This window comes from Streptomyces sp. NPDC003016, assembly GCF_053591455.1.
Genome location: NZ_JBSFTV010000078.1, coordinates 1 through 11467 on the forward strand (window position 1 = coordinate 1; position 11467 = coordinate 11467).

Here is an 11467-nt window from a genome sequence, read left to right on the forward strand (position 1 = left end):
GTGTGTCCGAGGCGGACATGCAGCGGCTGGCCCGTTCGGGAATGCCGCCGCTCTCCGTCGAGCAGGGCCTCGCCCTGTTCGACACGGCACTCGCCGGACCGCGGGCGCTGGTGCTGCCCGTACGGCTGGACCTGGCCGCCCTCAGGGCGCAGGGTGAGGTACCGGCTCTGCTTCGCGGTCTGATCCGTACGCCCTCCCGGCGCACGGCGACCGCCGCTCCGCAGTCGGCCGAGTCGCTCGGGCAGCGGCTGGCAGGAATGCCGGAGGAGGAACGCCGTGACGTTCTTCTGGCGCTGGTCCGTGATCAGGCCGCCGCAGTCCTCGGACACACCGACGGGTCGGCGGTAGGGACCACGCGGCGGTTCCAGGAACTGGGCTTCGACTCCCTGACGGCGGTGGAATTCAGGAACCGTCTGAACGCGGCCACCGGGCTGCGCCTGCCGGCCACCCTGCTGTTCGACTACCCCACCCCCACCGCTGTCGTGGATCATCTGCGGTCCCGACTGGTGACGGAGGAGGTCGGCGGCGCCGGATCGGTGCTTGCCGTCCTGGACCGTCTGGAGAAGGCGATCACGGAGATGACGGTCGACGCGCAGGAGTTCAAGCACGTCGCCGGACGCATCGAGGTGCTGCGGACGAAGTGGGCCGACCTGCGGCAGGAGCCTGCGAAGGACTCCGGCGAGCTCGACCTGGAGGCAGCGTCGGACGACGACGTGTTCGCTCTCCTCGACGACGAGCTCGGACTGTCCTGAACGACGGGGGGCACCGGAAGGGGTAGGACACCTCTCCCGGAGCCCCCCGCCGGCCGGGATCCCGCAGGCGGTTCGTGCACTGACGAGTGGGTTCCTCACCGATGTCCGCGCAGGGACTAGGGAATTTCCCACTGTCCTGCCTAGTGGAATGGAGGGCGTCGGCCATCGGGCCGGTAGTAGCGGTCGGTGAGACGGGCGACGCCAGTCCTCCGTCCGCTCTGTTCGGCAGGAGTACCGCATGGGACGTTCGGTCGCGTCGGCGAGGGCAAGGCGCTCGCGGTGGCCCACGTCCCGGCATGCTCACGTGACATCGGCCCGGCCATTCGGACCGCTGTGCGGTTCAGTGCGCCCGGCCCACTCCTAGGAGGATGCAAGTCGATGACGATGTCCACCGAGGAGAGCCTCTGGGCACGGTGCTTCCATCCGGCACCGGACAGCTCGGAACAGCTCTTCTGTTTCCCCCACGCGGGTGGCTCGGCGTCTTTCTACTTCCCGGTCTCCGCGCAGCTGGCCTCCGTGGCCGAGGTGTTCGCGGTCCAGTACCCCGGCCGTCAGGACCGGCGCAAAGAGACCAGCCCCGGCGATCTGGGAGTCCTGGCGGATCAGGTCTACGAGGCGTTGCGCAAGCAGCTCCGGGCCCGGCCCACCACGTTCTTCGGGCACAGCATGGGCGCGACGATCGCATTCGAGGTCGCGCGGCGATTCGAGGCCGACGGCGGTGAACTCTCCCATCTGTTCGCCTCGGGACGGCGCGCGCCGTCCCGCCACCGCGACGAGAACGTGCACACGCTCAGTGACGACGGCATCGTCGCGGAGCTGAAACTGCTGTCCGGCACGAACACCGCGCTGCTCGGTGACGAGGAGATTCTGCGGATGATCCTCCCCGCGATCCGCAGCGACTACCAGGCCATCGAGACCTACCGCTGTAATCCGGACAGTACGGTGCGCGTTCCGATCTCGGCGCTGACCGGCGACAACGATCCCAAAACCACGCTGGACGAGGCGCAGGACTGGAGCCGCCACACCACGGGCGCCTTCGACCTGCAGGTCTTCCCCGGCGGGCACTTCTACCTGAGTGCGCAGGCTCCGGCGGTGATCGCGCTGTTGCGCAAGCACCTGTCCGCCGGGACGTGAGTGGCGCGTGAGCGGCCGGTCCTCGGACTGACCGGGGCGTGGTGTGACGGGTGTCGCCGGTGACTGGTTCCCCCTGGGTGACCGTCACCGCGAGACAGACGTGACGTCCGTCGTGCCCGTGACCAGCTGCGGGACCATACCCACGCCCGTTGTGCCCATCGAGCTCCGTGCGGACGCCCTCTCGCCCGGCCACCCCGTTGCGCCTGGTCGTCCCGTGGCTCTCTCGGCGGGCCGGCCGGGTGCCGTGTCCGGGGCCCGGGAAGCGCCGCGCGCACCGGTGGCGGCACTCCGGCGCGCCTGAAGACGGCGCCTTCACGGCGCGACGGCGATCGGCGGACAGCGGTGCTTGATCAAGTTTGCGCCAGGTGACCGCCGCATTCCGGGCGCGCTCGTGCGCTTTATGGTGCGGGTTTTTGTGATCATGTAATCTCACGCCCGTTAATCGTTTCAACTGCTTTTGCGGGATGGCGGAATGCGTCGACGAGTCACCGGACTATTACGTTCCCCGAGATGCGAGGAGACCTCGATGCTGGATCAGACCGATCTCTCCGGTTTGTCCAGCACTCTGGTCGGCCGCAGTCATGAGCTGCGGGTGCTGGCCCGGCAGGCCGAGGCCGCGCGCTCCGGGTGCGCGGGGCTGGTCATCCTGTCCGGTCCCGCGGGCATCGGGAAAACCAGCCTGCTCCAGGCGTTCCTCAAGAGCGAAGCCTGCCGTGACATGACCGTGCTGCAAGGCTCCTGCGGCGAAGTCGTAGGGGAGGCCGGATACGGCGGCGTGCGTGAGCTGTTCGGTTCGCTGGGACTGAACGGTGCGGGAGCCGGGCACTCCCCTCTGCTGCGCGGACCCGCCCGTCGCGCTCTGCCCGCGCTCATGTCCGGACAGTTCGACCGGGAGAACCCGAACGCTTCCGCCGCCTACCCGGTGCTGCACGGGCTGTACTGGCTCGCGGCCAACCTGATGGTGGACCGCCCGCTCGTACTCGTGCTCGACGACGTGCACTGGTGCGACGAACGTTCCCTGGGCTGGGTGGACTTCCTGCTGCGGCGCGCGGAGGAACTTCCGCTGCTGGTGGTGCTCGCCCACCGCAGTGACGCCGAACCGGTCGCCCCCTCCGCGCTGGCCGACATCGCGGCGCAGCGCCGTCCCACCGTGATGAGGCTGGCGCCGCTCAGCCGGTCCGCCGTCGGGGAGATGGCCCGGCAGATCTTCCGGACGCCGGTCGATCCGGTTTTCGTCGAGCGCGCCGCCGCCGTCTCGGGCGGCAACCCCCTCACGCTCAGCCGGCTCCTGGGCGAGCTGCGCGCCGAGGGCGTGCAGCCGGACAGGGAAGGCGTGCGCAGGGTCGCCGAGGTGGGCGGCTCCGTGATCGCGTCCTCCGTGATCGCGCTGCTGGACAGCCAGCCCCTGTGGGTGCGTGAGGTGGCCAGGGCGATCGCGGTCCTGGGCGAGGAGACCCCCGAACTGGTCGGCATGCTCGCCGAGGTGCCCCCCGCGCTCGTCGCGGAAGGCGTCGTCGCGCTGCGGCGCGCCGAGGTGCTGGCCGCGGACCGCGCGGACCTGGTGCACGACGTGGTCCGCTCGGCCGCGCTCGAACCCCTCGGTGCCGAGGCGCTGGCCGCGCTGCGCACCAGAGCCGCCCTGCTCTTGAGCGACGTGGGCCGGCCCGCCGAGGAAGTGGCGGGCCGGCTGATGCTGCTTCCCGCCGTGACGCAGCCCTGGATGCCGGCGGTGCTGCGTGAGGCTGCCACCCAGGCCGAGGGGCGCGGCGCTCCCGAGTCCGCGGTGCGCTATCTGCGCCGGGCGCTGGAGGCGGAACCGGACAGTGTGCCGCTGCGCATCCAGATGGCGGCGTCGCTCGCGGAGACCAATCCGGCGGACGCCATCCTGGTGCTGGAAGAGGCGCTGGGACTGGCCGCCGACGTACGGACCAGGGCCATGGCCGCCGTGCGGTACGGCACGGTCTGCCTGGCCGTCCAGCGGTCGCCCGAAGGTGTACGGGTCCTCGAGGCGGTCCTGGCGGAGCTGGAGGCCGAACTGGGGCCCCCATCGGACCTGTCCGACCGTGAGCTGCACACACTCGTCGAGTCGACTCTGCTGATCGTCGGGGCGGACGAGAAGTCGACGGTCGCGGCGACTCTGGACCGGGCCGCGCTGCTGACCGCGCCCCCCGGAGACACGCCTGCCCAGCGCCAGATGCTCGCGATGATGACGGTGCTGTCCGCGATGGACGGCCGCTCGGCGGAGCAGACGGCCGAACAGGCCCGTTGCGCGCTCACTCCGCCCGGGGGCGAGCTGGAGACCTGGTCGTTGCTGGTCTCCTCCTTCGCCCTCAGCCTCGCCGACGAGGTCACCGAGGCGCTGGGCGCGCTGGACCGCACGCTGGAGCGCAGCCAGGACAACGCCGCCGTCTGGACCTTCGTACTCGCCCTGTCCACCCGCGCTCTGGTGCTGCACGGCGCGGGCGCGTTCCCGGACGCGCTGGCCGACGCGCAGACCGCGGTCGAGATCATCGGGGCGGAGCGGTGGGGGAGCGGCAGCGCGCTGCCGCAGATCACCTTTGCGTCCCTGCTGGTCGAGCGCGGTGAGGCCGAACAGGCCGAGGCGGTGTTCCGCGGCATCAAACGCGCCGGTCTGGAGCGGTACGTCCTTCAGTACCACCTGAGTCTCATGGCGCAGGCCCGTGCCCGATGGGCGCTCGGTGACTGGGAGGCGTCCCTCGGCCTGTATCTCGAGTGCGGCCGGTCCCTCGAGGAATCCCGGTTCAGCAATCCGGTCTTCGCACCCTGGTGGTCCGAGGCGGCCTGCCTGCTCGCGGTGATGAACCGGGGGGACGAAGCCAGGGACATGGTCGCGCACGGCACCGAGCTGGCCCAGCGCTGGGGTACCCCCCGCGCGCTCGGCCTCGCCGCGCTCGCCCGCGGGGTGATCGCTCCCGGTGGTACGGGCATCGAGACCCTCACCGAAGCGGTCGCCGCCCTGGCGGACTCGCCTGCCAGGGTGGAGCACGCCAAGGCCGAGTTCATACTCGGCCGCGCCCTGCTGAAGACGGGCGACCAGCGCGGCGCCCGAGAGCATCTGCGCACCGCCACCGACCTCGCACAGCGCTGCGGGGCACTGGCGCTCGGCGGGTCCGCCCGCAGGTTACTGGTCACCGCGGGCGGCAGGATGCGGAAGATGAGCGCCTCGCCCCTCGACATGCTGACCGGTATGGAACGCAGGGTGGCGGGCCTCGCCGCGGCCGGGGCCAGCAATCGTGCGATCGCGGAGGCCCTGTTCGTCACGGTACGTACCATCGAAACTCATCTGACTGGCGTATACCGCAAGCTGGGGGTCAGCGGGCGGACCGAACTCGGTTCCGTTCTGCGCACACCGGACATCCCCGACGGGCAGCGCCCCGGCCGGACATCCGAATCACGTTGGCGACGCTGAAGCGAACAGGCGGGGCGGTACGTGTGACTGGCCGGACAAACGAGTATCCGACGGTGCGATCCCTGGAGCCCGCATACGGACCGGACAACCGCCGGGACGGCGTGAACGCGCCCGACCGGCAGCGTGTGCGGCCATGCCGTGCGCGAGACGCCCTGCTTCTCATGACCGTCCGGTATGTCCGCCCTGCCGAGCCGCGTCCGCTCTGCGCCGAGCCTCGCGAGGCCGCGAGTGGACGGGCCGGCCGCCTGGTCGGTCGACTCATGACATCGTTGCCTAAGCGGACGAGAGAGGTCCGTGGAGGCTGCCCGCACACCGCGCGGACGTGTCGGTTCCGGCCACTGGCGCCGACCTGCCCACGGCCGGCGGACGCCACCGCGCCTCCGCGGGGGAGCGCGCTCCCGGCCGCCGGACAGCACACCGCGGTCCGCACGGGGCGAGGACACGGGAACCGCGAGGTCTCCGATCCGCTCTTCGAGGGCGGCCGCACCCTGCGGCCGCGACGGGGCGCTGCCCGCCGAAAGCTCCGTACCGCCGGGCGCCGGGAACTGCGCCTCGCGGTAGGGAAGATGAGAGATCGGCCGAGAGATGCTTCTTGAGCGGGAGAGGGAACTGGGCCGACTGGCGGCCGCGTTGAGTGCCGCCCGAGAGGGCGACTCCTCCGTGATCCTGCTGTCGGGACCACTCGGCATCGGCAGAACCGCACTGTTGCGTGAACTGCCCCGTGCCGTCTGCACCGCGGACGTACGCGTACTGCGGGCGAACGCCGCGCCGATGGAGCGGGACTTCGTCTTCGGCGTGGTGCGACAACTGCTCGACAGCCTGCTGTCCGGCGCGACGGAGACCGAACGCAACCGGTGGGCGCAGCGGTCCGACCGCGCGGGCCGGCTGATGTTCGGCGCCGTCGACCCGCCGACGGTTCACCCGCCGTCCGAGGCCGTGTTCGAGGAATGTCTGCACGGCCTGCGCTCCCTGCTGGCCGACGCCAGCGAGAACGCCCCGCTGCTGATCCTCGTCGACGACCTCCAGTGGGTGGACCTCCCCTCCTTGCGCTGGCTCGCCGACGTGGCCGGACGGCTGCGGGGACTTCGAGTGGTGCTCGTCTGCACGCTGCGGGACGGCGACGGGGGAACCGGTCACGTCCTGGTACCGCGGATCGCCTCCGCCGCCACGGAGACACTGCGCCTCGCGCCGCTGTCGCCCGACGCGACGCGGGCCATGATCCGAGAACGGTGCGACGCCGCCGGACACGAGGAGTACGTACGCGCCTGTTATGAAGTGAGCCGCGGCAACCCGCTGTTCCTGACATCACTTCTGCTGGGCATGGAGGCGCGGGGCCACCCCCCGACCGCCGAACACGCCGACCGGGTGCGGACGTTGCGGCCCGCGGAGCTCCGGGAGCGGCTGGCGAGCCATCTGCGGACCCGGCCACGGGCGGTGCGCGACGTGGCGGTGGCGATCGCGGCCTTCGGCGGCCACGGAGATCCCGCGCTCATCAGGAAGCTCGCCGGACTGGACGCGCCCGGGTTCGGCGCTGCGCGGCGCGCGCTGTGCGAGGCGGGGCTGCTCGCCGACGCATTCCAGCCCCGCTTCATCCACCGCGTCGTACAGGACGCCGTGGAATCCACCCTGTCAGTGGCCGAACGCGAGCGCAGGCACGCCGCCGCCGCGGACCTGCTGTACACCAACGGCCGCCCCGCGGAGCAGGTCGCCGACCACCTGATGGCCGTCACCGGCACCGTCCGCCCCTGGGCGGCGACGGTGCTGCGGGCCGCGGCGGAATACGCGATACGGCAGGGTGAGCCGGAGCGCGCCGCCCGCTATCTGCGCCGCGTGCTGCTCAGCCACCATGACCAGGGCGAGACCCGGGCCGGGCTGCTAGTCGAACTGGCCATCGCGGAGAGCCGCTTCGACCACGAGGCATGCCGGCGCCACATCGTGCAGGCCGTACCGCTGCTGACGACGCCGGAAGACCGGGCCGTCGCCGTCCTGCGGATACCGCCGTCCCCGCTCGGTGCGGTGCACTCCTCCTGCTCCGAACTGCTGCTCAGTGCCTCGGAAGGGCTGGGCCCGGCCGCCGAACGGGACGGCCCCGCGCGTGAGCTGGGACTGCGCCTGGAGGCCAGGCTGCGGCACTACGGGCACGAGAACCCGGGCGAGCTGGCCTCGGCCATGGAGCGGCTGCGCGGTCTGGGGGACGAGCCCGCGCTGGATTCCGCGGCCGAACGTGAACTGCTGGCCGTGCTGCTCTTCTCCGGAACGCTCACCGGCCGTCTGCCCGCGGCCGACGCGGCCCGCGCGGCCGACCGGATCCTGGAGCGCGAGCCGGCCGTACCGGGCCGCGCGCACACGCTGCTTCCCCTGGTGATGGCCACCTTGTTCGCCGCCGAGGCGGTGGACGTCGTGTCCTCTTGGCTGTCGTCCGAACACCAGAACCGGCGGCAGAACACGGCCGGCGCCGACGCGGTGCTCCTCTTCGCGGAGCGGGCGTTCGTCCTGGTCTCCCAGAGCAAACCCACCCTTGCCCGTGAGTACGTCGAGCGCGCCTTGGCGATGGCCGACGCGGACTGGCGCGAGGTGTCCACGATGATCCTGTCCTCCGTGGTGCTCGAACTGCGGGACCCGGCGCTCAGCGAGCAGGTCCTGGCCAGGGCCGGGCGGCGCAGGCTGGCAGGTCTGGCCCTGACCGCCTCGCTGCGGATTCTGCAGGCGTCGGTGGACGCCCAGCGGGGACTTCGGGCGCAGGCCCTGGAGAGCCTGCTGACGTGCGGCCGGCAACTGGGCGCATCAGGGTGGCGGAACTCGGCGCTCTTCCCGTGGCGTCCGCAGGCCATCGGTCTCTACCAGCGCCTCGGTGACTCCTCTTCCGCCCTGCGGCTCGCCGATGAGGAACTCGTCTGGGCCAGGGCGTGGGGAGCGCCCGCGGCGCTGGGGCGCGCTCTGCGGCTGAAGGGCTGGCTCCAGGGCGCACAAGGCGTTCCCCTGCTGCGTGAAGCGGTCACCGTACTGCGCGATTCGTCCTTCGAGCTGGAACTCGCCAGGACCCTGGTGCTGTTGGGCCGGCAACTGGGCAGCGGCGCCGAGGCGGAGGCCGTGCTGCGCGAGGCCGGCACCCTCGCGGCGGCCTGCGGCGCGCCATGGCTGGTCGAGCGGGCCGAGCACGGCCTGGGCGCGCCCGCGGAGCCGAGGACGGCGATCCTCACCCGCAGCGAGCGCAAGGTGATCACGCTGGTGAACCGCGGGTTTACCAACCAGGAAATTGCGGATGAATTCGGAGTGAGTTCACGGGCCGTTGAGAAACATCTGACGAATTCCTATCGGAAGCTCGGTATCTCGGGCCGCCACGAGCTGGCGGACGCCCTTCCCACGTAGGCATCGACTCTTGACTGTTAACGGCATGCTACAGAACGTCGCGGTAACTGTTTCGATCGATCACGCCCGCCGCATCGCTGCTAACCTCAAGGGAACCTCAAGTCGGACGGAATTGAGTGGAAGCCGTCAATCCGCCCCGATCGGCACCTCGGGCACTTCCCGTGCCGACGGGTTCGCGGAGGACCGAACCATCCATGGTTCGGACCACAGCTTTAGCCGTTTGAACAAGGGTCTTGTTGACGTGTAACCATGCCACTACCTACTCTCCATTCAGTAATGGATAATCGTCGATGAGGGTGCATGAGGCTCGACCGGCGGTCTTATCCCACTCGCGCGAAAATGCTCAATATTCTCAGTGAATCGGGGGACCTGAAAGGATGGCGGCCTCATGGCGATTGCTGTACCCACAGATTCGGCACAGAGCATCATAAGTGAACTCGAATCCGGCCAGAACAGATACGCGCACGCCCAGCGGTTCGACCAGTCGGGGCTGTGCATGGCCTCGCTCGACCCGATGTTGACCGTCCAGCAGGCGAACGAGGAGTTCTTCCGGCGGTTCGGCGACTCCTCGGCCGACGTCTGCGGCCGGAACTTCCGGGACCTGGTGCACCCCAGCGTCCAGCAGCCGCTGATGCGTCAGTTCTCCCGACTGGTAGAGGGCAAGCGCCAGCGGTTCGCCTCGCACGTGGTGGCCGTGGGACCGGAGGACTCCGCCTTCGCCGGAACGCTCACTGCCGCGGCCGTGAGCGGGGACACCCCCGATGTGGCAGCGATCCTGGTGCTCATGCGCTCCTCGGACGACTCGCAGGACGCAGGCGTCGTGACCCATCGCAAGAAGATCCTCTCCGAGATCGACGCGCGCATCCTCGAAGGCATAGCCGCGGGTCAATCCACCATCCCGCTGGCTTCCAGGCTCTACCTGAGCCGACAGGGCGTCGAGTACCACGTGACCGGTCTGCTCCGGAAGCTGCGGGTGCCGAACCGGGCTGCCCTGGTCTCCCGCGCCTACTCCATGGGCGTCCTCAACGTCGGTACCTGGCCGCCGAAGGTCGTCGAGGACTTCGTCAAGTAGCACCGCGGGCAGAGCCGGCCGCCAACGACCCCGCCGCGGATCGCCACCGCAGGAACCCGCCGGACCGTGGGAAAGGACACCGCGGCCCGGCGGGTTCCTGTGTTCTGCCCGGCACGCCGGTCTCTTCCCCGGGTGCGGCCTTTCGTCGGTATCCCTTACGGTAATGGTTGAACATTCAACGGCATCGCCTCCTTGTGGGACCGTTTGCGCGTCTGTAGTCGCCTGCCTGCTGTGGCATTCGAAAGAACGCGCTCGGCGCGTAAGGATGCGGTAAGGGGCAGAGGAAGACGGCCGTCCGTGTGCCTGTTGTTTCGCGTCGCTGGACTGCGGTAAAAGGCTTCACTTCGTCTGTTCACGCGCGCGTGTGATGGAGTGGAGGGGTGAGGACTGCTCGGTAACCTCGGTAATTGTGCCTGATGGTCAATTCTGGATGACCGGTGTCCGTATGGAATGACCATCGAGTGGGTTTGGGATTCCCCGCTTGTGGTTTTGCTGCCCGGTTCGACTTTCCGCTATCGTTTCGCGAGGTGGAGGAGCTGATGCTCCAGCACGGCGTCATCGTCTCCTACGAGACCGTGCGCCGCTGGTGCGCGAAGTTCGGGCGGCCTATGCAAACGGACTGCGCAGCCGCCGGTCCCAGCCCGGGGACAAATGACATTTGGACGAGGTGTTCATCAAGGTCAACGGCGAGCCGAAGTATCTATGGCGAGCCGTCGACGCCGGCGGCAACGTCCTCGACATCCTCGTGCAGAACCGGCGGGACAAGGCCGCCGCCAGGCGGTTCTTCCGCCACCTGATGAAGAAGACGCGTGCAGTGCCGCGGGTGGTCGTCACCGACAAGCTGCGCTCCTACAGCGCCGCCCACCGCGAGGTCATGCCTTCCGTCGAGTACCGCGCTCATAAAGGCATGAACAACCGGGCCGAGCACAGCCACCAGCCCACCCGACAGCGGGAACGCGCGAGGAAGGGCTTGCGATCCACGGGCGCGGCACAGCGGTTCCTGTCCGCGTTCAGCGGCATCTCGCCGCACTTCCGGCCCCACCGTCACCTGATGCCCGCACATCACTACCGAGCCGAGATGACCGTCCGCTTCGCCATCCGGGATCGGATCACCGGCGCCGCTGACCGGCCCACCACGGCCTGAAAACAGGACCGTACCCGGGGTCCATCACGCCCCGACACGCCGTCAGACAATCACCTACCCAACAACATGACAACGCCTCGGCGGCCACTGGCCTGCGGCTTCGGCGCGGCGAAGCACGGTAGTTGTCACCAGGTCGGCGCGCTACTTGTCACCAGCAGCGCGGAAAGCATGGTTGTTGTCACCGGCTCGCGTGCTCCGCCGGCCGACCTGAGCTGCACGCGGCTCCGTCCGTTCTGTCGCGCTGCGTCTGGCGTGTGGTGGGCTGCTGACCTGTGTTGGTGGCCGGTTGAAGGCGGCGGAAGCCATGGATCCAGGCGGTTGGGTCGGCCGCGCGGTGAGGTGTTCGCCGTGGGCGAGTCCTGTTCCGCGCGGCCTCCCGCCGAACCGGACATGACGGTTTCCCTGTCATCCGGCTCTCCGGGCCTTGACCTCGGGTTTTGGACACCGGAGAGACTTGGATCTTGATGGTCCACGCAAGGTCCACCGGGAATCCGACGGCACTTACGGTGCCCCCAGGATCACCGCCGAGCTCCGCGACCAGGGCGAACAGATCAACCACAAACGGG

5 protein-coding genes and 2 pseudogenes are annotated in these 11467 nt (G+C 69.7%); all 7 read left to right on the forward strand.

Annotation, left to right across the window (positions count from 1 at the left end; genetic code table 11):
- The coding region (locus ACWDZ4_RS34515) for a phosphopantetheine-binding protein (RefSeq protein ID WP_451512343.1) at positions 1 to 752 on the forward strand (752 nt) is incomplete at its 5' end.
- Between the two features lie 378 nt (positions 753 to 1130).
- A complete protein-coding gene (locus ACWDZ4_RS34520; protein ID WP_093804096.1) occupies positions 1131 to 1886 on the forward strand; it encodes a thioesterase II family protein in 756 nt (251 codons plus the stop codon).
- Positions 1887 to 2412: 526 nt separating this feature from the next.
- Positions 2413 to 5316: an ATP-binding protein gene (locus ACWDZ4_RS34525; protein WP_451512344.1), complete on the forward strand. Its 2904-nt coding sequence runs from the start codon at positions 2413 to 2415 to the stop codon at positions 5314 to 5316.
- Positions 5317 to 5901: 585 nt separating this feature from the next.
- Positions 5902 to 8685 carry a helix-turn-helix transcriptional regulator gene (locus ACWDZ4_RS34530; protein ID WP_451512345.1) on the forward strand — a complete coding sequence of 928 codons (2784 nt, stop codon included), beginning with the start codon at positions 5902 to 5904 and terminating at the stop codon, positions 8683 to 8685.
- A 388-nt stretch (positions 8686 to 9073) separates the two neighbouring features.
- Entirely contained in the window at positions 9074 to 9757 is a 684-nt protein-coding gene (locus ACWDZ4_RS34535; protein ID WP_451512346.1) for a LuxR C-terminal-related transcriptional regulator, read from the forward strand.
- A 461-nt stretch (positions 9758 to 10218) separates the two neighbouring features.
- Positions 10219 to 10901: pseudogene (locus tag ACWDZ4_RS34540) on the forward strand (IS6 family transposase).
- Between the two features lie 472 nt (positions 10902 to 11373).
- Positions 11374 to 11467, forward strand: a pseudogene (locus ACWDZ4_RS34545) (IS3 family transposase); the annotation flags it as partial.